Here is a 20715-nt window from a genome sequence, read left to right on the forward strand (position 1 = left end):
GTCATTGGCCCAGCAGGTCGCGCACGGCCAGCGAGGCGAACACCATCGCCGACCCGAGCGGGGCGCCCGGCCCGGGGTAGCGCGGCCCGAACACCGAGGCCGCGCTGTTGCCGGCGGCGTAGAGCCCCGCGATCGACGTGCCGTCCGGGCGCAGCACCCGGCCCGCGGCATCGGTGACGAGGCCGCCCTTGGTGCCGAGGTCGGAGAGCACGAAGCGCGCGGCGTAGAAGGGCGCCTGGTCGCAGGGCGCCGGACCGGCGCCTCCGGTGAAGAAGGTGTCGTACTCGTCGACGCCGCGGCCGAAGTCCTCGTCCACGCCGGCCTCGCAGAAGCCGTTGAAGCGCTCGACGGTGGCGGTCAGCGCGTGGGCCGGTACGCCGATCCGCTCGGCGAGGCCCTCGATCGTCTCGGCCCGCACCCACGTGCCGGCGGCGAGGTGCTCGGCCGGGTCGCCCTCGGGCATCGCGATCGCCGGCAGGCGCCCATCCTCGCGGGAGTCGAACACGAACCACGACGGGATCCGCTCGGGGGCCTCGGCCATGATCCGCCCGAACCGGTCGTAGGGCAGCGACTCGTTGCCGTAGCGCTGCCCGTGCTGGTCGACCATCAACCCGGATCGGAACCCGAGCGTGAACGACCCGCCGCCGTCGGGCTGCTCGAGCCCGGGGCAGAACCAGCCGACCCCGCGGTAGTCGGCCGCGGCGCCGATCGCGACGCCGGCCGCGATCGGCTCGCCGGTGTTGGTGCCCCGCGGCGCCATCGTCCACGCGACGTCGCCGGGTACGCCGTGCGCCGCGCGCTCCTCGGCGTTCCCCTCGAAGCCGCCGGCCGCGATGAGCACGCCGCGGCGCGCCCGGATCTCGACCGGGCCCTCCGGCGTCATCGCTGCGATGCCGGCGACCCTGCTGTCGGGTCCCTCGCCGTCGAGGAGCAGCCCGGTCATCGGCAGCTCGGTGAGGACGGCGCCGCCCGCGGCGACGAAGCCCTCGAGCAGCCGTGCGATCAGCGCCTGGCCGCCGGAGAGCGTGTTGCGGCCGCCCTCGCCGACCCGGTCGCGCTCGACCGGCGGGCGGACCAGGGCGGCGACTGCGGGGGAGAGGTCGCCCCGCTTGATGTTCGTCGGCTGGATCGAGCGGCCCATCGGGACCCGCCCCGGGGCGTCGTAGTACTCCGAGAACGGCAGCCACTCGAACGGGATGCCGGCCTCCTCGAGCTCGGCCACGAGCTCGGGGGAGTGCGCCAGGAACGCCTCCAGCCGGTCCTGGTCGGGGTCGTCGAGCACCGCGGCGAGGTAGGCGCGCGCGCCGTCGGTGGAGTCCGCGATGCCGGCGCGCTGCTGCACCCGGCTGCCCGGCAGCCAGCAGGCGCCGCCGGAGTACGCCGACGTGCCGCCGAGCAGCGTGGTCTTCTCGACCACCACCGTGCGCAGCCCGGCCCGCTGGGCCAGGAACGCGCCGGTCAGCGCGCCGCCGCCCGAGCCCACCACGACGACGTCGTACTCCTCCGCCTGCGTCATGCGGCGATACTAGAACAAGTTCTAAGTCGGTGGTCGAGGTGCGAGGGGCCCCCAGGCCCGAGCCTCGGGACCACATGCTTGGCACAATGGGTCCAGTCATGACCGAGCTCCAGATCACGTACCCACCGGAGCTTCCGGTCACCCAGCGCCGCGACGACATCGCCGCGGCCATCCGCGACCACCAGGTCGTGATCGTCGCGGGAGAGACCGGGTCGGGCAAGACCACCCAGCTGCCGAAGATCTGTCTCGAGCTCGGCCGCGGGAGCACCGGTCTGATCGGCCACACCCAGCCGCGCCGGATCGCCGCCCGCTCGGTCGCCGAGCGGATCGCCAGCGAGCTGGGCACCGAGCTCGGCGACCTGGTCGGCTACCAGGTCCGCTTCACCGACCGGACCTCCCGGACCAGCCGGGTGAAGCTGATGACCGACGGCATCCTGCTCGCCGAGCTGCAGCGCGACCGGCAGCTGCGCAAGTACGACACGATCATCATCGACGAGGCCCACGAGCGCAGCCTCAACATCGACTTCCTGCTCGGCTACCTCAAGCGGCTGCTGCCGCGCCGCCCCGACCTGAAGCTGATCATCACTTCCGCGACGATCGACGTGGACCGGTTCGCGCAGCACTTCGACGCGCCGGTGGTCGAGGTCTCCGGCCGGACCTACCCGGTCGAGATCCGCTACCGGCCGCTGATGGCCCTTCGAGACGGCTCGTCCCTCGCCTCCTCAGGGACCGAGTCTTCAATCGACGACGAGGGCGAGGTCGTCGTCCGGGACCAGACCGAGGCGATCGTCGAGGCGGTGAAGGAGCTCTCGGCCGAGGGTCCGGGTGACGTGCTGGTCTTCCTGCCCGGCGAGCGCGAGATCCGCGACACCGCCGACGCGTTGAAAGACCTGCCGCGCACCGAGATCCTGCCGCTCTACTCGCGCCTGACCGCCGCCGAGCAGCATCGCGTCTTCAGCTCGCACGGCAACGCCGTACGCCGGGTGGTGCTGGCCACCAACGTCGCCGAGACCTCGCTGACCGTGCCCGGGATCAGGTACGTCGTCGACACCGGCGTCGCCCGGATCAGCCGCTACTCGGTGCGCACCAAGGTGCAGCGGCTGCCGATCGAGCCGATCAGCCAGGCCTCGGCCAACCAGCGATCCGGCCGGTGCGGCCGCGTCGAGGCGGGCATCGCGATCCGGCTCTACTCGGAGGAGGACTTCGAGAGCCGGCCGGAGTTCACCGACCCCGAGATCCTGCGCACCAACCTGGCCAGCGTCATCCTCCAGATGACGTCGCTCGGCCTGGGTGACATCGCGCGGTTCCCCTTCGTCGAGCCGCCCGACCGCCGCAACGTGCAGTCCGGCGTGCAATTGCTCGAGGAGCTCGGCGCGCTGCGCCACGGCACGCTCTCGAAGACCGGGCGTCGGCTCGCGCGGCTGCCGATCGACCCCCGCCTGGCACGGATGATCATCGAGGCCGAGCGCCTCGGCTGCGTGCGCGAGGTGATCGTGATCGCGGCCGCGCTGTCGCTCCAGGACCCACGCGAGCGACCGGGTGCCGACCATCCGAAGGAGCAGGCGCAGGCCGACCAGCTGCACGCCCGCTACAAGGCCGACGGCAGCGACTTCCTGACCTGGCTCAACCTCTGGCGCTACCTCAAGGAGCAGCAGCAGGAGCTGTCCTCCTCGGCGTTCCGACGGATGTGCAGACGCGAGTTCCTCAACTACCTGCGGGTCCGGGAGTGGCAGGACTTCGAATCGCAGCTCCGCCAGGTCTGCAAGGAGATGAAGATCCAGGTCGGCAAGGGACGAGGTTTCGAGACAGGCGCTAGTGCGCCTTCCTCAACCACCGAGTTCGATAGTGACGGCATCCACCAGGCGCTGCTGTCGGGGCTGCTCTCGCACATCGGCCTGCTCGAGGAGCGGGAGAAGGAGAAGCGGGGACCCCGGGAGTACCTCGGCGCCCGCGGCTCCCGCTTCGCGATCTTCCCGGGCAGCGTGCTGCACCGCAAGAACCCGCAGTTCCTGATGGCCGGCGAGCTCGTCGAGACCAGCAGACTGTGGGCCCGGCAGAACGCCGCGATCAAGCCCGAGTGGGCCGAGCGGCTCGGCGGCGACCTCGTGAAGCGCACCTACTCCGAGCCGCACTGGAGCAGGAAGCGCACCGCCGTCATGGCCTACGAGCGCGCCACGCTGTACGGCGTACCGCTCGTGGCCGACCGGCTCGTCTCCTACGGCAAGGTCGACGTCGCGCTCGCCCGCGAGCTGTTCATCCGGCACGCCCTGGTCTACGGAGAGTGGCACACCAGGCACAGGTTCATGGACACCAACCGTCGGCTGCTCGAGGAGGCCGAGGAGCTCGAGCACCGGGCCCGGCGCCGCGACATCGTCGTCGACGAGCACACGCTCTTCGACTTCTACGACGCCCGGGTCGGCGCCGACGTGGTCAGCGGCGCACACTTCGACCAGTGGTGGAAGCAGGCGCGCCGGACTCAGCCGGAGCTGCTGACCTTCGACCCGGCGATGCTCACCCATGACACGGCCGACGAGGTCCGGGCCACCGACTATCCGGAGCGGTGGGAGGGCGAAGGCCTGACCTTCCCGATCAGCTACCACTTCGAGCCCGGCGCCGCGGCCGACGGGCTGACGATCGACGTGCCGGTCGCGACCCTCAATCGGGTCGAGGCCGACGACTTCTCCTGGAACGTGCCGGGCCTGCGCAAGGAGCTGGTCACCAGCCTGATCCGCAGCCTGCCGAAGAGCCTGCGGGTCAGCTTCGTGCCGGCCCCCGACAAGGCGCGCGAGTTCCTGGCGGCGGTCCCGCCGGGGGAGGAGCCGCTCCTCGACGCCCTGGAACGTTGGTGCCGGTCGACGAGTGGGGTCGTCGTGCCGCGCGACGCGTGGGACTGGTCGAAGGTGCCCGAGCACCTGCGCCCGACCTACCGGGTCGTCGGTGACGACGGGCAGGAGCAGGCGCGGGGCAAGGACCTCGAGTCGCTCAAGGCACCGTTGCGCGGGCAGTTCGCGGAGGCGATCGCCGAGGTGGCCAGCGATAGCGGGCTGGCCCGCACCGGCGAGACGTCGTGGGTCTTCGGCACCATCGAGCCGTCGTTCACCCAGAAGCGCGCGGGCCATGAGGTGCAGGTCTTCCCGGCGCTGGTCGACGAGGGGGCGAGCATCGGCCTCCAGGTCTTCGGATCCGCCGACGAGCAGGAGGCGCGGCACCGGCTCGGCGTACGCCGCCTGCTGCTGCTCGCGCTGCCGTCGCCGGCCAAGGCGATCCTCGACGGGCTCGGCAACGCCGAGAAGCTCGGCCTCGCCGGATCGCCCTACCCGGGCGTCGCGGACCTGCTGGAGGACATCCGGGCCGCCGTCGTGCAGGCGGTCGTGGACGCGCGGCCCGCGGTGCGCGACCCGGCGGCGTACGACGCGCTGCTGGCGGAGGCGGCCCGCGACCACGAGGCGCAGGTGCGGGTGACCATGGCCGACGTGGTCCGGGTGCTCGACGCCTGGCGCCGGACGGAGAAGTCGCTCAGCGGCCGGGCCGAGATGGCGATGCTGCCGGCGCTCACCGACATGCGGGCGCAGCTCGCGCGGCTGGTGCACCCCGGCTTCGTCGGCGAGGCGGGCGCGGCCCAGCTGCGCCGCTATCCGGCGTACCTGACCGCGCTCGAGCAGCGCCGCGAGAAGCTGCCCGGCCAGCTCAACCGCGATCGGCAGCTGATGGACCAGCTGGCGGAGCTCCAGGACGCCTACCTGCACCAGGTCGAGGCGCTGCCGGAGGGGCGGCCGCCGGGCGCCCAGCTGCGGCAGGTGCGGTGGATGCTGGAGGAGTACCGCGTCTCGCTGTGGGCGCAGCAGCTCGGCACGCCCTACCCCGTCAGCGACCAGCGCATCCGACGTACGCTCGCAGGGTGAACACCGCCCCACGCAGCAGCGACCGTCGGCACCACCGACCGATGACGCCCGGCGGCCTGTTCTTCGAGGCCCTCGTCGACGACGGCGCCGACCCGGCGCTGGTCAGCGAGGCCGCCGACCGGGCCGCCGTACTGCTGGTGCGTGGCGCCCGCAGCTCCGACGACGCGGCGGTCGCCGACCGGCTGCTGCACCTCGCCGACAGCGAGGGCATCGAGACGATCGCGCAGGTGTGGTCGGGCTCCCCGGCCGACTCGCTGGCCGGCTGCCTGTGGCGGCTCTACCTGCTGCGCTCGTGGGTGTACGCCGACCCGCTCGCGGTGTCCCGGGAGTTCGAGGCCGGCCGGGTCAGCGCCCAGGTCGCGCGGGTCGTCGCCGGTGTCGCCGAGCCGCCGGGACCCGAGCAGCTGAAGGCGATGATCGACGAGGTGCTGCGCGGCATCGCGGGCAGCGACTTCGCCGACGTGCTCCTGCGCGCGGCGGCCTTCGCGCGGGTCGTCGCCGCCGGCCGGGCGGCGCTGAGCGGGCCGTCGGAGGCGGAGGTGCAGCGGATGCTGCTGCTCTCCGAGCAACTCGAGGCGGCCGGACATGTGGAGCTGGAACAAGGTCTGGCCTGAGGCGGTTAGACTCCTCGGAGCACGCCGGACCGCGGCAGCCCCGGGTCCCAAAATTAGCCGCCACGAGCGGCCACGCGCCGTGAGGCGCTCCCGGTTCGGCGTGCTTCATCTCCTAGGGTCGCTCTCATGCGATCGCTGCGAAGTCTGCTGCGCCGACCCGGTGCCGCCACGCGAGCCTCGCGCCGGACGGTGCAGGTCACCTACGCCCCTCGGGCCGACGGCCGGCCCGACCCCGGCGAGGTCGTCTGGGGGTGGGTGCCCTACGAAGACGACCCGCGACAGGGCAAGGACCGACCGGTGCTGCTCGTCGGCGTCCAGGACGGCGACCTGCTGGGGCTGATGCTCACCAGCAAGGACCACGACCGCGACGCCGCGCAGGAGGCGCACTGGGGCCGACACTGGATGGACGTCGGCTCCGGAGCCTGGGACCGGTCGCGGCGGCCGAGCGAGGTGCGGCTGGACCGCCTGATCCGGCTCGACCCGCGCGCCGTACGCCGCGAAGGGGCCGCGTTGGACCCCGCGATCTTCGCGCGCGTGATCGACGCCGCACGCGTTCACCACGCCTTTGACTGAGCATCGCCCACCGTCCCCTCGATAGGGTGGGTCGCGCCCGGGCCAGCCCGGGCGCGTCTGTGAGTGCGTCGGTGAGCGTGTCGATGAGTGTGTCGATGAGGAGGTTCGGTGAGGGCGACCCGGGGAATGGTGGCGGTCCTCGCCGTGGCATCGGTGCTGACCACCGCGGCCTGTACCGCGGACTCGGAGAAGCCGCCCGCCGCGCCCCCTCCGACGACGAGCACCCCGCCGACACCCGAGCAGCTGACGTTCGGCGTGGTCGGCCCGCGGGTGGTGCTGCGCGCCTTCCAGGCCACGGTCGACTCGTGGAACCTCGACCCCGAGAACGTCGACGTCGAGCTCCAGCGGTGGCCGTCGGAGGCCGCGATGCGCGCCGACATCGAGGCCGGCGCCGCCGTACCGGACGTCTTCCTCGCCTCGCGGTCCGACCTGCGCTGGCTGCTGGACAACCAGTACACGCAGCCGGTCGACGAGCTGCTCGACGAGCGCGGCGTCGAGTTCGGTGACAACTACACCCGCAGCGCGCTCGAGGAGCTGAGCGCGGCCGAGCACCTCCAGTGCATGCCGTACGGCGTCTCGCCCGAGGTCATCTACTACAACAAGCGCCTGGTGCGCTTCGAGCGGATGCGCAATCGGGGCCTCGACGCGCCCAACGACGACGCGACGAACTGGTCCTTCGACCAGTTCGCCGCGGCCGCGCAGTTCGCCAGCCGCCCGGCCAAGGGTGCGAAGGGCGTGCACATCGATCCGACGATCGAGGGGCTGTCGCCCTTCATCACCTCCGGCGGCGGCTCGGTCTTCGACGACGCCAACGACCCCTCGTCGCTGTCCTTCTCGAGCGACGACAGCAAGAACGCGCTCGAGCGGACCCTGGAACTGCTCCGCAACCCCCAGGTGACGCTCGACGAGACCGAGCTCGCCGAGGCGCCGGCGCTGAAGTGGTTCCTGCGCGGCAAGCTCGGCATGATCGCCGGCGACCGCTCGCTGGTGCCGGTGCTGCGGCGCAAGACGAACCTCGAGTTCGACATCCTGCCGATGCCGCGGCTGGACAGCTCGGCCACCGTCGGCGACGTGACCGCCCTGTGCATGTCGGCGACCACCCCGGCCCCCGCGATCGCCGCCGACTTCATCGTGCACGAGATCGGCGCCGACTCCGTCGGCCTGGTCACCCGCACCGGCTACCTCCAGCCCGCGAACGTCGAGGTCGCCCTCTCCGACGAGTTCGTCCAGCCCGGTCGCCGGCCCCAGCACTCGTCGATCTTCAACACCAGCGTGCGCTCCATGGCGGTCGCGCCGATGATCGACACCATGCCCGAGCTCGAGGCGGCCGTCGCCCCCAGCCTGCGCCAGCTCGTCTACGGCGTCGGCGTCCTCGACCTCGACACCGTCACCACCGCGATCGACGAGGAGTCCCGGACCGTCCTCGACCCCGAGTCCGTCTCCGACTCCGCCGACCCGTCCGAGTCACCCTCGGAGACCGCTGACTGAGGTACCGGTCACCCCGGTTGAGGCGTAAGAGCCGCCAGACCCGAGCCTCGCCGAGTCCGCGGTGGTTGAGGAAGGCGCGCCCAGGTGGTTGAGGAAGGCGCGCTAGCGCCTGTCTCGAAACCACCTGTACCGCGCGAGCGATCGTCGGCGCCCTCCCCGCGGCACGAGTGCGGGTGCCGTATCGGGAGGACGCCGACCTGTGGTCGGTTCGGCGTGAGGGGTGGTTTCGAGACGGTTGCTAGCGCAACCTCCTCAACCACCGTCGCCGGGTCCACGGTGGTTGAGGTGCGAGGGCCGTCAGGCCCGAGCCTCGAAACCACCGGCTTCGCCCAACGATCGCCGGTCCGGGCGTCGCTGTCGCCCCCATTGCTGGAGCTCCCGGGGGCGCACTGTGGGGCGGTCAGGCAAAGCGAGGGCGACACGCCGTCACTCCCCGGCGTGTCGCCCTCGCTTTGCCTGACCACGCCGGCGGGTCGTCGGCGTGTCTCGCCGTTTCCCCGGGCGGCCGGGGAAACGGCTGGAGCTGCGGACACCCGCCCCGATCGGCGCGACCTCCACACCCGACTTCGTCATCGACTACGCCGCCTGACGCACCGCTGCGGGGCCCGTCAGCCGGCGTCGGTGTCGTCCTCGGCGGTGAGGATCGCATCGACGAGGATGGGGGTGGTGAGCTCGATCTGCCACCGGCGCGCGCCGTACCCGGCGAGCTGGTCGGCGACGGCCGGGGTGAGCTGGACGGCGTCGCGGCTGGCGGGTGGCGTCCAGAGGGTACGGCGCAGGTAGTCGGGGGTGAGCAGGTTCTCGGCCGGCACCGACAGCTCCTCGGAGCGGGCGGAGATCGCCTCGCGAGCGCGGGAGAGCCGGCGGGCGGCGACGGGGTCCTTCTCCGCCCACGCGCGGGGGACCGGCGGGCCGTTGCCGCGGGGGTTGCGGGTCGGCAGGTCGGCCTCGTCCATCTCGACAGCCCGCTGCAGCGCGGCCACCCAACGGGACGCGTAGCGCTCGGCGCCGCGACCGTGGAAGCCCTTGGTGCCCAGGAGGGACTCGCGGTCCGTCGGGAGCGCCTGGGCGGCGATCACGATGGCGGAGTCGGGGATGATCCGGCCCGGGGTGACGTCGCGCTGCGCGGCGATCTGGTCGCGGGCCTCCCACAGCTCGCGTACGGCGGCGAGCGCTCGTCGGCCGCGTACCCGGTGCACCCCGGAGGTGCGCCGCCACGCCTCGGTGCGCGCGGCGGGCTCGAAGCCGCGCAGGTGGTCGAACTCCTGGCGCGCCCACTCCGCCTTGCCGCTCTCCTCGAGCTTCTCGCCCAGCAGGCCGCGGAGCTCGACGAGCACCTCGACGTCGAGGGCGGCGTACTCCAGCCACGGCGCGGGCAGCGGCCGGGTCGACCAGTCGACCGCCGAGTGCTCCTTGGCCAGGCGCGAGCCGAGCAGCTCCTCGACGAGTGTCGCGAGCCCCACCTTCGGATATCCGAGCAGGCGCCCGGCGAGCTCGGTGTCGAAGAGTCCCGACGGGTGCAGCCCGACCGCGGTGAGGCACGGCAGGTCCTGGGTCGCGGCGTGCAGGATCCACTCGGCGCCGTCGAGCGCCCGCTCGAGCGGCTCGAGTGACTCGAAGGCGATCGGGTCGACGAGGAACGTCCCGGCGCCCTCCCGGCGTAGCTGGATGAGGTAGGCGCGGGAGGAGTAGCGGTAGCCCGAGGCGCGCTCCGCGTCGATCGCCACCGGGCCGGTCCCCGCCGCGATCGCGGCGCCCACGTCGGCCAGGGCGGGCTCGGTCTGGACGACGGGTGGGAGGCCGTCGCGCAGCGTGAGGAGCGGAGGAGGGGGAGTCGGCTCGTCGTCGTCGGACATCGGGTCAGCGCCCGCCGCCCCGTTGTCCGCGCCGGCTCGGCATCACGGCCACGCCGTGCGGGACCGGCGGCAGCCCGGCGGCGGTGCAGAGCAGCTCGCCCCAGGCCTCGACGTGCGGCGCCAGGTCGAGCGGGGCCAGGTCCGGGGCGTCGTCGGGCACCACGGGCGTCCAGGACGCCCGGATCTCGATCTGCGCCGTGCCGCCCTCGTCGGCCATCCCGCCGAAGCTCTCGGTCGCGACCCGGGTCACCGTGCCCGAGGCCGCGACGTACGACGCGCTGTGCTCGTCGAGCGCCTCGGTCAGCCAGGTCCAGCCCACGGCGGCGAGCATTGGGTCGGTGATCAGCTCGAGGTCGACCTCGGCCCGGGCGTACGCCACGCAGCGGAACGTGCCCGACCAGGCGTCGTTGCCTGCCGGGTCGTGCAGCAGGATGATCCGGCCGGTCCCGATGTCGGTCCCGTCGACGGTGACGTCGGCCGAGAGCGCCGAGGCCCAGGGCGCGATGCGCTGCGGCGCGGGCATCTCCTCGCAGAGCACCTCGGGCCGCAGGCGGGCGGCGTGCATGGTGGCCACGGCCTCGCGGAACTCCGCCGGCGCCGCGCCCGCACCCGTGCTCGGGTGTGTCTCCTGACCGACCACCATGGGTTCACAGTAGGTCGGTCCGAGCGTCGTGGATGTGCGAACACGCCGACTGACCTGGGAGGATTCGCACATGCAGGCCGCGAACGACCGTGTCTCCGAGCGACTCAGGGACAGCGCCTTCCTCAAGGCGCTCCGTGGAGAGCCGGTGCGGCACACGCCCGTGTGGTACATGCGGCAGGCCGGTCGGTCGCTGCCGGAGTACCTCGCCGTGCGCGAGGGCGTCGGCATGCTCGAGTCCTGCATGGACCCCGCGCTGGTCACCGAGATCACGCTCCAGCCGGTGCGTCGGTACGGCGTCGACGCCGCGATCTTCTTCTCCGACATCGTGCTGCCGATGAAGGCGGTCGGGGTCGAGCTCGAGATCAAGCCCGGCGTCGGGCCGGTCGTCGACCGGCCGGTGCGCACGCTCGCCGACGTGGCGGCGATCCCCGACCTGACCCCCGACCACGTGCCCTACGTCAGCGAGGCGGTGCGCGACCTCGTGGACCAGCTCGGCGGCACGCCGCTGATCGGCTTCGCGGGCGCGCCGTTCACGGTCGCGTCGTACCTCGTCGAGGGCGGCCCCTCCAAGCAGCACGCCAAGACCAAGGCGATGATGTTCGGCGCCCCCGACGTCTGGGACGCGCTGATGCGCAAGATCGCCGGCATCTCCGCCGCCTACCTCGAGATCCAGGTCGCCGCCGGCGCGTCCGCGGTGCAGCTCTTCGACTCCTGGGCCGGCGCGCTGACCCCGGGCGACTACCGCGAGCACGTCATGCCCCACTCCGCCGACGTGCTGGCCCGGGCCGGCCAGCTCGGCGTGCCGCGGATCCACTTCGGGGTCGGTACGTCGAACCTGCTCGGTCTGATGGGGGAGGCCGGCGCCGACGTGGTCGGCGTCGACTGGCGCACGCCCCTCCACGAGGCGATCACCCGGGTCGGCGACCGCGGCGTGCAGGGCAACCTCGACCCGACCCTGGTCTTCGCGCCGACCGAGGTGATGACCGCCCGGGCCGCCGAGATCATCGAGGCCGGCCGCAGCGCCCGCGGCCACGTCTTCAACCTCGGCCACGGCGTGCTGCCGACGACCGACCCCGGTCAGCTGGAGCGGCTGACCGAGTTCGTGCAGGGCTACTCGCTCGACTGAGCGGGCTCGGCCGGCCGGGCCGCCGTCCGGCGGCGTACCGACCGGACCAGCAGCAGCGCCGGCACGCCGACGACCGCCACCACGACGACCCACGGCAGCAGCGCGCCGACGGCGGTCGCCAGCCCGACCGCGAACGTCGCGAGCGCTCCCCAGCCCGCCGACAGTCCGGCCAGGAAGCCCCGATCGTCCTCCTCGGGCTTCGTCTGGTGCGCCGGGGTCCGGTCGATGCTCACCACGATCGTCGAGAGGGAGGTCTGGTCGGCCAGGTAGGCCTCCTGCTGCTGGAGCGCCTCGAGGTCGGCCTGCCGGCGCGACAGCTCGGACTCGATCGCCATGATGTCGCGGATGCTCTGGGCCCGCTGGAAGAGCACGCTGATCCGCGCGATGCTGCGCTGCTGCACCTGGAGCCGGGTCCGCACGTCGATGACCTGCGTCGTCACGTCGTCCTCGTTGGTGCTCGCGGACTCGAGCTCGCCGATCTTCTTGAGCCCCTCGACCGCCTCGCCGAAGTCGTCGGAGGGGATCCGCAGCACCATCCGTGCGTACGTCGGCCGGCCGTCGTCGTCCGACTGCGTCTTCTCCTCGGTCACCTCTCCGGCGTGGCGGTCGACGACCTTGCGCACCTCGATCTGCGCTCGTCCGACGTCGTCGGCGCGCAGTGCGACGTTGCCCTTGCGGATCACCGCCTGGGGGATCTCCTGGGCGACGCTCCGCGCGGCGGCGTCCGGGCCCCGGGCGGCGTCGCCGCCCGCGTCGGCAGCGCCTTCGAGGGCGTCCGCGGCGGGCGCGTCCAGCGCGGCGGTGCTGCCCGACGCCGCGTCGTCCCGTTCGTCGTGGTCGTCGGAGGAGCAGCCGGTGAGTGCGAAGACCAGGGCGACCAGCAGCGCGGTGCCGGCCACCGTCGGAGAGAGCGAACGGGTGAGTGAGCGGGCCATGTCCGTTGGGACGCGACCCGCGCCGGCTCGGTTCCGGATCCGGTCTGGGAGAGTGGGCGCGTGGTCAGCGTGGTCGTGGTCGGCGCCGGGGTCGCCGGCCTCACGGCCGCCCGCGACCTGGTCGCTGGGGGGCACGACGTCGTCGTGCTGGAGTCGTCGCCACGGGTCGGCGGCAAGCTGCTGCGGACCTCGGTCGCCGGAGTGCACGTCGACGTGGGCGCCGAGGCGATGCTCAACCGGCGCCCCGAGGGCGTGACGCTGGCCCGCGAGCTCGGGCTGCCGATCGAGCACCCCGCGGTCGCCTCCTCGCGGATCTGGACCCGCGGCGCGCTGCGGCCGCTGCCGCGCTCGCTGATGGGCGTGCCGCTCGACCTCGCCCAGCTGGCGGCGTCCGGTGTGCTGACGCCCGAGGGCGTCGAGCGGGTGCGGCTCGAGCCGACGCTGCCGCCCGAGCGCATCGCCGACGACATCTCGGTGGGGGAGCTGGTCGACCGCCGCTTCGGCGCGGAGGTCACCGACCGGCTGGTCGAGCCGTTGCTCGGCGGGGTGTACGCCGGCAACGCCCGCCTGATCTCCGCCCGCGCCGCGGTCCCGCAGCTGGTCGCCTACGCCTCGGCGGGGTCGGTGCTGGAGGCGGCCGGCGCGGTGCCCACGACGTACGACGCGCCGGTCTTCGCGGGCATCCCGGAGGGGATGGGACGGCTGCCGGAGGCGCTGGCCGCCGGCCTGACCGTGCGCACGGGGGCCACCGTGCGCGAGCTGCGGCGCACCGCCGCGGGGGGCTTCGAGCTGGTGGTCGGGCCGACCACCGCCGCGGTGCCGGTCACCGCGGACGCCGTGGTGCTCGCGACGCCGGCCGCGCCGACGGCCCGGCTGCTGTCGACGGTCGCGCCGACCGCCGCGGCGGTGCTGGCCGGCATCGAGTCGGCGTCCATGGCGGTGGTGACGCTCGCCTTCCGGGCCGCCGACGTGCCGACGCTCGACGCGACCGACTCCTCCGGCTTCCTGGTGCCGCCGGTCGAGGGCCGCCGGATCAAGGCGGCGACGTTCTCCTTCTCGAAGTGGGGCTGGGTGCGCCGCGCCGGCGCCGGGCTGCTGCTGATGCGCACCTCCCTCGGTCGGTACGGCGAGGCCGTGGCCCTCCAGGCCACCGACGAGGAGCTGGTCGCCTGGTCGCTCGCCGACCTCCGCGACGCGGTGGGGGTCGCGGCCGCGCCCGTCGACACCCACGTGCAGCGCTGGGGCGGCGGCCTCCCGCAGTACGCCGTCGGCCACCTCGACCGGGTGGCCCGCGCCCGGGCGGCCGTCGCCGGCGTACCCGGCCTCGCCGTCTGCGGTGCCGCCTACGACGGGGTGGGCATCCCCGCGGTCATCGCCTCCGCCCACCGCGCCGCCCGAGAGCTCGTCACTGAGGGATAGCCAGTGACGATGTGGTCGTTCCCGGGTGCCGGGAACAACCACTGTGCCGCTGGGTATCGGGTCTGCCCCGTTGTCCCTGGCTGCCGGGACAACCGGCCCGCCAGCCTGTGGTCATCGACAGGAACCACTCACAGAAGGCACCGAGATGACCACCCACGTCACCACCGACAACCCCGTCCGATCGGACGTCTCCACCGTCACCCCGCGCCCGGCCGGCGCCTCCCGCTCGTGGGCGTTCGCCGGCATCGGAGCCGGCCTCGCCGGCATCGGCACGATCGTCTCGTCGAGCATGATCGACGCGGTGTACGACAAGAGCCTGTTCGGCGACCCGCAGGGCATGGCCGACAAGCTCGCCGACCAGACCCCGCAGATCCTCGCGTTCCACGTGTTCACCGTGGTCGGCGCCCTGCTGCTGGTGGTGTTCGCCGCCGGCCTGTTCCGGCGCCTGCGCGACGGCCTCGGCGATCGCTCGGCGGCCCCGCTGGTCGCCTTCGGCGGCCTGCTGGGCACCGCGGTGGTGGCCGTGATCGGCAGCGGCCTCGACACCGAGTTCGTCTTCGGCATCGGCGCCGACGAGCAGATGATCGAGCCGGTCAACGCGGTCATGTTCAACCACTGGACCGGCACGATCCCGTGGTGCTGGGTGCTCGCCGGCCTCGCCGGCCTCGCGACCTTCACCGCGAGCCGCGCCGGCGCCGTCCCGCGCTGGATCGGCCGCACCGGCCTGGTGCTCGGCGGTCTCACCGTCGTGATCGGCGTCTCGCCGGCGCAGTACATGGCCGGCGCGACCGGGCCGCTGCTGGTCCTCGTCGCCGCGCTCGGTTTCGCCCTCGGCGACCGTGCGTACCGGTCATGATGTGCCGGTGAATCCGACCGACAGCACCGCGCAGCGACCGGCCGCCTGGCCGGTCGCTGTCGTGCTGCCTGTCCTCTGCCTGGCCTGCCTCGTCGGCATCCTCGTCTTCGAGAGCAGGTCGTACGGCGAGCCGATGCTGTGGTCGTTCGGCGCCGAGATCGAGATCGGTCACGGCGTCGGCACCGGCCTGATCGGTCTGATCCTCGCGGTCCTCTCTGCGGTGGTGCTGCGCCACCCCGGCCACCGCGGCATCGGCTGGACCCTGGGCGCGGTCGGCCTCTTCTGGTCCCTCGACGGGCTGTCCGAGGCCTACGTCCGCCTCGGGCTCGTCACCGACCACGCGCTGCCCGCGATGACCTTCGCGGTCTGGTTCCTCGCACGCTTCACCTCGCTGCTGCCGGCGACGATCGTGGTGCTGCCGCTGGTCTTCCCCGAGGGCCGGTTCCCGCGCGGGCCGTGGGGAGCGGCGAGCTGGGTCTGCATGATCGTGCTCGTCGTCGGGGCGCTGGCGTTCGTCGTCACGCCGTACGACCAGCCCACCGGCCGCCTGATGCCCGGCGTCGATCCCGACTGGACCACGGTCTGGGCCCTCGAGCCGATCGCGGGCGTGCTGACCGGCGGCCTCCAGGCCCTGACGGTGATCGGCCTCATCGTGCCGGTCGGCGTCGTCGTGCACCGCTACCGCCGGTCCCGCGGCACCGAGCGCGACCAGCTGCGCTGGCTGCTGTGGGGTGCGCTGGTGACCGCGACGACCATCGTCGTGACCCTCTTCCTCGAGCTCGGCGACCTGACGGCGGTCGTGTTCTTCGTCTGCATCGTGCTGACACCGATCGCGATGACGGTGGCCGTCGTCAACCCGCGGCTGGTCCCCATCGAGGAGCTGCTCGGCCGCACGGTGCTGCTCTCGCTGCTCGCGCTGGTGCTGGTCGTGATCGACTTCGCGGTGGTCGCGGCGATCACGCTCGTGCTCGACGACGCGATGGCCCAGTCGCAGGTGGTGCTGGTCGTGCTGCTGACGACCGTGCTGCTCTACGGACCGCTGCGCAACCGGCTGTCGCGGGGCGTGCGGCGGTCCCTCTTCGGCGACCGCGCCAACCCGTACGACGTCGTGGCCGGGCTGGCCTCGACGCTGGAGTCGACCGAGGAGGGCGCCGAGCAGCTCGCCGTCGTCGCCCGGTCGGTGGCGAGTGCGTTCGGGGTGGGGTTCGTCAGCGTCGAGGTCGACCGCAGCAACGGCGAGCGGCTGCTCGCGACGTACGGCGACCGTCCCGCCGAGACCCGCGCGCTGCCGATCACCTACCGCGACGCGGAGGTCGGCAGGCTGGTGCTGCCGGCCCGCGGGCTGCGCAGCCGGCTGTCGCGCCGCGACGAGGAGCTGCTCGGCGACCTGGTGCGCCAGGCCGCGACCGCCGCGCGCACCAGCAGGCTCGCCGACGAGCTCCAGGAGAGCCGCGAGCGCCTCGTCACCGCGCGCGAGGAGGAGCGGCGCCGGATCCGCCGCGACCTCCACGACGGGCTCGGCCCGGCGCTCAGCGGCGTGGTCTTCCAGCTCGAGTCCGCGCGGCTGCTCGTCCCGAAGGACCCCGATGCCGCCGAGCGCGAGATCGCCGGCGTCAGCGGGCACGTGCAGGACGTCGTCGCCGACGTACGCCGTCTCGTCCACGACCTGCGGCCGCCCGCGCTCGACGACCGTGGCCTGGCCGGCGCGCTGCGCCAGCAGGGCGAGCTGCTCGAGCCGGCCGCCACGGTCGTGGCGGGTGAGCTCGGCTCGCTGCCGGCCGCGGTCGAGGTCGCGGCCTACCGGATCGCCGGTGAGGCGATGACCAACGCGGCCCGGCACGCCCGGGCCAGCACCTGCACCGTCCGGCTCGAGGTCGCCGACCACGCGCTGCTCGTCGAGGTCGCCGACGACGGCGTCGGCATCGCACCGTCGGCCCAGGCGGGCGTCGGTCTCGTCGGGCTGCGCGAGCGGGCCGCCGAGCTCGGCGGCCGCAGCGAGATCACCTGCCCGACCTCGGGCGGCACGGTCGTGCGCGCCTGGCTGCCCCTGAGGAGCACCCCATGAGCGATCCGTCCAGCGACATCCGCGTCGTGGTCGTCGACGACCACCAGATCGTGCGTGAGGGGCTGTCGAGCCTGCTCGGCGCCCTCGACGGGATCGAGGTCGTCGGCGCGGCCGCCGACGGCCGGGACGCGATCCACGTGATCGCGGAGACCGAGCCCGACGTCGTGGTGATGGACATCCAGATGCCGCACCTCGACGGCATCGAGGCGACCCGGCACATCACCGGCCGGCAGCCCGGTGTCCGGGTGGTGATGCTGACCATGAACGAGGACGACGACACCGTGCTCAGCGCGATCCGCGCCGGTGCGAGCGGCTACCTGCTGAAGGGCTCCGGGGCCGACGAGGTGCAGACGGCGATCCGCGCGGCGGCGACCGGCGGCATGGTCTTCGGCGCGAGCCTGGCGGCGCGCGTGTCGTCGTACTTCTCCGGGGCCGCGACGCGGGCGGAGGAGCCCGAGCCGTTCCCGGACCTGACGGATCGTGAGCGCGACGTGCTCCGGCTGCTCGCCGCGGGCCGGTCGAACGACGCGATCGCGGCCGAGCTCTACGTCTCCAACAAGACCGTCCGCAACGCCGTCTCCGGCGTCTACGCCAAGCTGCACGCCGCCGGCCGGGCCGAGGCGATCATCAAGGCGCGGGAGGCCGGCTACGGCCGCGACTGAGCTCCGTCACGCCGGCTCGATCGGCAGCCACAGCTCGGCGGTGGCGGTGCCGAAGTCGTCGGCGTGCTCCAGGATCGCGACCAGCGAGGGGCCCGGACGGAGCCGCCACGGGTTGGACGGGAACCACTGCGTCGCGGTGGCCGCCCAGGTCTCCTGCAGCACCTGCGGGTAGGCGCCGCTGGTGCGGAAGACCGCCCACGAGCCCGCCGGTGCCGCGACGGCGTCGAGGTCGTCGGGGACCGCCCCGGTGACGGCGACGCCGTGCAGGTAGGTCAGCATCGAGCCCTCGGCCGCGTCGGGCTCGCTGTCGGCGGTGACGGCGAGGATGCCGGCCGGATCGGTGTCCGAGAGCGCCTTGAGCCGCCGGTGCTGCTCGGGGGCGAGGGACTCGATGTGCTGCCGGATGTGCGGATTGACGCCCTCGTAGATCAACGGCACGCGGAACGCGTGGCCGACGAGGCGGAACTCGGGCCGGTCGACGATGCGGGTGTCCATGGGGGTGCTCCCTTCGACGGTGAGACGGAACGTGAGGCGGGGCTGGGACCGGAGCGGACCGCCGGCGCGGCGTACCTCGGCCGGCACGCTGCCGTGCACGGACCGGAAGGCACGGCCGAACGCCTCGGTCGAGCCGTAGCCGTAGCGCACGGCGATCGTCAGCAGATCGTCGTCGGCGCCGATCACGTCCGCGGCGGCGACGGTCATCCGGCGCCGGCGTACGTACTCCGAGAGCGGCATGCCGGCCAGCGCGGCGAACATCCGCCGCAGGTGGTGCTCGGTCGTGCCGAGCGCCCGGGCGAGCGCACCGACGTCGAGGCCGTCGGTGAGCCGCTCCTCGACGAGTGCGACCAGCCGGTTCAGCTCGGTGATCATGGCTCCGAACCTAGGCGGTGCGGTGCGGGTCACGCCCGATGATCCCGGCCCGCTGCGATCGGGGGGCGCCTTGCACAATAGGGGCATGAGCGAGACCGACCCGCAGGCCGAGATCAAGAGCAACGCCGCTCGCATCAACGAGCTGAACGAGACGATCCGGTACACGATGTGGTCGGTCTTCCGTCTCGAGGAGCGGCTCGGCGACAACGCCGACCGCGCCGCCGAGGCCGAGGAGCTCGAGAAGCTGCTCGCCGACCTGGCGGCCGACGGCGTGGTCGTCCGCGGCGTCTACGACGTCGCCGGCCTGCGCGCCGACGCCGACGTGATGGTCTGGTGGCACGCGGCCTCGGCCGACCAGCTGCAGGCGGCGTACCACCGGCTGCGTCGTACCCGCTTCGGCACCCGCCTGGCGCCGGTCTGGTCGCAGATGGCGCTGCACCGGCCGGCGGAGTTCAACCGCAGCCACCTGCCGGCGTTCCTCGCCGACGAGCGCTCGCACGCGTACGCCGCGGTCTACCCCTTCGTGCGGTCCTACGAGTGGTACCTGCTCGACGACGCCGAGCGCCGTCGACTGCTCGCCGAGCACGGCCAGATGGCGCGCGGCTACCCCGACGTGCGCGCCAACACGGTGCCGTCGTTCGCGCTCGGCGACTACGAGTGGATCCTGGCGTTCGAGGCCGACGACCTCTCTCGCATCGTCGACCTGATGCGGCACCTGCGGGGCTCCGAGACCCGTCGGCACGTGCGCGAGGAGGTGCCGTTCTACACCGGCGCCCGGGTCGACGTCGCCGAGCTGGTCGACCGCCTGCCCTAGATGACTAATTCCAAGGCCTCGCACGCTGCGCGACGCTCATCATCCGCTCCGGCGGCGTTGCCGACACTTGAAAGACGTCCAGTCTGCCGACGCATCGGCGCCTTGCCGGAGCGGCGCTGAGCGCCGCTCGCTTGCACGATCCCTTGGAATTACTCATCTAGCAGGGAACCGACGTGGCCGGTGCGTCGTCGTACCGCCATGATGCAGACCACGATCGCCCTCGCCGCCGCCGCGCTGTTCGCACTGACCGCGTGCGGCAGCGGTGACGACGCCACCGCGACCGACGACTCCGTGACCTCCGCCGACCGGCCGACGGCGGCCGCGCCGCCCGCCGCGACCCCGGCGGCCCCCGGCCCGGTGCACACCCGCACGCTCGCCACGGTCATCGACACCGGCACCCCCGAGCTCTGCCTGGGGCCGGTCCGGGAGTCCCACCCGCCGCAGTGCGACGGGCCCGAGCTGGTCGGCTGGGACTGGGCGGCCCAGCGCGGCGTCTTCGAGCGGGAGGGCGCGACCCGGTGGGGGCAGTTCGCCGTCACGGGCACCTGGGACGGCGAGCGGCTGACCGTGACCAGCGCCGTCCCCGCCGCGCTGTACGACGCGATGCCGGCCGCCGAGCCGACCTACCCCGAGCCGGCCGAGCAGCTGAGCAGGGCCGAGCTGGAGCGGATCCAGGCCGAGGTGCTGGAGCTGCCCGGCGCCCAGGACGCCTACGTCACCGGGCCGCGCGTCGTCGTGGACGTCACCTACGACGACGGCTCGCTGCAGCAGTGGGCGGACCGGACCTACGGCGAGGCCGTCGTCGTGGTCACCGGCGCGCTCGTCGACGAGGAGTGACCTCGCGTCACTGCTGGTCCGCCGGCTCCAAGGTCAGGCTGATCGAGTTGATGCAGTAGCGGTCGCCCGTGGGGGTGCCGTAGCCGTCGGGAAAGACGTGGCCGAGGTGCGAGCCGCAGTTGGCGCAGCGCACCTCGACCCGCTTCATCCCGTGGGAGTTGTCCTCGAGGTACTCGATGGTGTCGCTGATCGGCTGGTAGAAGGAGGGCCAGCCGCAGCCGGAGTGGAACTTGGTGTCCGACTCGAAGAGCTTGGCCTGGCAGGCCTTGCAGCGGTAGACGCCCGTCGTCTCGGTGTCGGTGTACGCGCCGACGAACGCCCGCTCGGTGCCGGCCTGGCGCAGGACGGCGTACTCCTCAGGCGTGAGCTCCTCGCGCCACTCCTTGTCGGTCTTCGACACGTTGTAGGCCATGCCTTCAGCGTACGTCGTGGGGGTGGGGCGGGCTCACGGCCCGCTACCGTGAGCTTTCGACGCGCCGTTGCGACCTCGCAGGCTTGCTCGACCTGCCTCCCCACGCCCGGCACTCCTCCGTCGTGCC

The 20715-nt window shown here is 73.1% G+C and carries 17 protein-coding genes; 11 read left to right on the plus strand and 6 right to left on the minus strand.

The genetic code is table 11. The annotated features are described in order from the left end of the window. Position 1: 1 nt before the first annotated feature. Positions 2–1516: an FAD-dependent oxidoreductase gene (locus KM427_RS06770; protein ID WP_215526718.1), complete on the minus strand. Its 1515-nt coding sequence runs from the start codon at positions 1514–1516 to the stop codon at positions 2–4. Between the two features lie 98 nt (positions 1517–1614). Here KM427_RS06770 and hrpA point away from each other — a divergent pair, with 98 nt between their 5' ends. From hrpA to KM427_RS06790, 4 genes are all read left to right on the plus strand, one after another. Then, positions 1615–5418, plus strand: a complete 3804-nt coding sequence (gene hrpA / locus KM427_RS06775; RefSeq protein WP_252275111.1) for an ATP-dependent RNA helicase HrpA — start codon at positions 1615–1617, stop codon at positions 5416–5418. Continuing rightward, the gene (locus tag KM427_RS06780) at positions 5415–6032 is read left to right on the plus strand and encodes a hypothetical protein (protein WP_252275114.1); all 618 of its coding nucleotides are present in this window, start codon (positions 5415–5417) and stop codon (positions 6030–6032) included. Before hrpA ends, KM427_RS06780 begins: the two co-directional genes overlap by 4 nt. A 126-nt stretch (positions 6033–6158) precedes the next feature. Beyond that, positions 6159–6605, plus strand: coding sequence for a type II toxin-antitoxin system PemK/MazF family toxin (locus tag KM427_RS06785; RefSeq protein WP_221199516.1), 447 nt, complete (start codon positions 6159–6161; stop codon positions 6603–6605). A 108-nt stretch (positions 6606–6713) separates the two neighbouring features. Next, positions 6714–8093, plus strand: coding sequence for an ABC transporter substrate-binding protein (locus KM427_RS06790; protein ID WP_183591302.1), 1380 nt, complete (start codon positions 6714–6716; stop codon positions 8091–8093). A gap of 608 nt (positions 8094–8701) precedes the next feature. Here the strand turns inward: KM427_RS06790 and KM427_RS06795 are convergent. Continuing rightward, on the minus strand, positions 8702–9949 hold the full coding sequence (locus KM427_RS06795) for an HRDC domain-containing protein (protein ID WP_215526720.1): 1248 nt from the start codon (positions 9947–9949) through the stop codon (positions 8702–8704). A 4-nt stretch (positions 9950–9953) separates the two neighbouring features. Next, positions 9954–10592, minus strand: coding sequence for a DUF3000 domain-containing protein (locus KM427_RS06800; protein WP_183591300.1), 639 nt, complete (start codon positions 10590–10592; stop codon positions 9954–9956). A gap of 70 nt (positions 10593–10662) precedes the next feature. On the opposite strand from KM427_RS06800, the gene hemE reads away from it, so the two are divergent. Beyond that, positions 10663–11718 (plus strand): uroporphyrinogen decarboxylase, encoded by a 1056-nt coding sequence (hemE, locus tag KM427_RS06805; protein WP_215526721.1) that lies wholly within the window; start codon positions 10663–10665, stop codon positions 11716–11718. On the opposite strand, the gene KM427_RS06810 is transcribed toward hemE, so the two are convergent. Beyond that, entirely contained in the window at positions 11703–12653 is a 951-nt protein-coding gene (locus KM427_RS06810) for a DUF4349 domain-containing protein (protein WP_215526722.1), read from the minus strand. The genes hemE and KM427_RS06810 overlap by 16 nt on opposite strands. 60 nt (positions 12654–12713) lie before the next feature. On the opposite strand from KM427_RS06810, the gene hemG reads away from it, so the two are divergent. The 4 genes from hemG to KM427_RS06830 all read left to right on the plus strand — a co-directional run bounded on the left by hemG (position 12714) and on the right by KM427_RS06830 (position 17655). Next, positions 12714–14072 (plus strand): protoporphyrinogen oxidase, encoded by a 1359-nt coding sequence (gene hemG, locus KM427_RS06815; protein WP_215526723.1) that lies wholly within the window; start codon positions 12714–12716, stop codon positions 14070–14072. A gap of 145 nt (positions 14073–14217) precedes the next feature. Then, complete coding sequence (locus KM427_RS06820; protein WP_215526724.1) at positions 14218–14928, plus strand: hypothetical protein; 711 nt, start codon at positions 14218–14220, stop codon at positions 14926–14928. A gap of 7 nt (positions 14929–14935) precedes the next feature. Next, a complete protein-coding gene (locus KM427_RS06825) occupies positions 14936–16993 on the plus strand; it encodes a sensor histidine kinase (RefSeq protein WP_215526725.1) in 2058 nt (685 codons plus the stop codon). Further along, entirely contained in the window at positions 16990–17655 is a 666-nt protein-coding gene (locus KM427_RS06830) for a response regulator transcription factor (RefSeq protein WP_215526726.1), read from the plus strand. Before KM427_RS06825 ends, KM427_RS06830 begins: the two co-directional genes overlap by 4 nt. Before the next feature lie 6 nt (positions 17656–17661). Here the strand turns inward: KM427_RS06830 and KM427_RS06835 are convergent, their stop codons facing one another. Next, positions 17662–18525 (minus strand): AraC family transcriptional regulator, encoded by an 864-nt coding sequence (locus KM427_RS06835; protein ID WP_215526727.1) that lies wholly within the window; start codon positions 18523–18525, stop codon positions 17662–17664. 85 nt (positions 18526–18610) lie between these two features. On the opposite strand from KM427_RS06835, the gene hemQ reads away from it, so the two are divergent. Beyond that, positions 18611–19339, plus strand: coding sequence for a hydrogen peroxide-dependent heme synthase (gene hemQ / locus KM427_RS06840; protein ID WP_183591293.1), 729 nt, complete (start codon positions 18611–18613; stop codon positions 19337–19339). Positions 19340–19537: 198 nt separating this feature from the next. After that, the gene (locus tag KM427_RS06845; protein ID WP_215526728.1) at positions 19538–20176 is read left to right on the plus strand and encodes a hypothetical protein; all 639 of its coding nucleotides are present in this window, start codon (positions 19538–19540) and stop codon (positions 20174–20176) included. 7 nt (positions 20177–20183) lie between these two features. Here KM427_RS06845 and msrB read toward each other — a convergent pair whose 3' ends face one another. After that, positions 20184–20588, minus strand: coding sequence for a peptide-methionine (R)-S-oxide reductase MsrB (gene msrB / locus KM427_RS06850; protein WP_215526729.1), 405 nt, complete (start codon positions 20586–20588; stop codon positions 20184–20186). Positions 20589–20715: the final 127 nt, after the last annotated feature.

This window comes from Nocardioides sp. LMS-CY (genome assembly GCF_018732145.1).
Classification (GTDB): Bacteria; Actinomycetota; Actinomycetes; order Propionibacteriales; family Nocardioidaceae; genus Nocardioides; species Nocardioides soli.

Bases quoted from the DNA above. Each gene is read 5' to 3' on its own strand.
- KM427_RS06835 (WP_215526727.1), bottom strand. From the start codon at position 18,525: ATGATCACCGAGCTGAACCGGCTGGTCGCACTCGTCGAGGAGCGGCTC.
- msrB (WP_215526729.1), bottom strand. From the start codon at position 20,588: ATGGCCTACAACGTGTCGAAGACCGACAAGGAGTGGCGCGAGGAGCTC.
- KM427_RS06810 (WP_215526722.1), bottom strand. From the start codon at position 12,653: ATGGCCCGCTCACTCACCCGTTCGCTCTCTCCGACGGTGGCCGGCACC.
- KM427_RS06795 (WP_215526720.1), bottom strand. From the start codon at position 9,949: ATGTCCGACGACGACGAGCCGACTCCCCCTCCTCCGCTCCTCACGCTG.
- KM427_RS06770 (WP_215526718.1), bottom strand. From the start codon at position 1,516: ATGACGCAGGCGGAGGAGTACGACGTCGTCGTGGTGGGCTCGGGCGGC.
- KM427_RS06785 (WP_221199516.1), top strand. From the start codon at position 6,159: ATGCGATCGCTGCGAAGTCTGCTGCGCCGACCCGGTGCCGCCACGCGA.
- KM427_RS06800 (WP_183591300.1), bottom strand. From the start codon at position 10,592: ATGGTGGTCGGTCAGGAGACACACCCGAGCACGGGTGCGGGCGCGGCG.
- hemE (WP_215526721.1), top strand. From the start codon at position 10,663: ATGCAGGCCGCGAACGACCGTGTCTCCGAGCGACTCAGGGACAGCGCC.
- hrpA (WP_252275111.1), top strand. From the start codon at position 1,615: ATGACCGAGCTCCAGATCACGTACCCACCGGAGCTTCCGGTCACCCAG.
- KM427_RS06830 (WP_215526726.1), top strand. From the start codon at position 16,990: ATGAGCGATCCGTCCAGCGACATCCGCGTCGTGGTCGTCGACGACCAC.
- hemQ (WP_183591293.1), top strand. From the start codon at position 18,611: ATGAGCGAGACCGACCCGCAGGCCGAGATCAAGAGCAACGCCGCTCGC.
- KM427_RS06845 (WP_215526728.1), top strand. From the start codon at position 19,538: ATGATGCAGACCACGATCGCCCTCGCCGCCGCCGCGCTGTTCGCACTG.
- KM427_RS06820 (WP_215526724.1), top strand. From the start codon at position 14,218: ATGACCACCCACGTCACCACCGACAACCCCGTCCGATCGGACGTCTCC.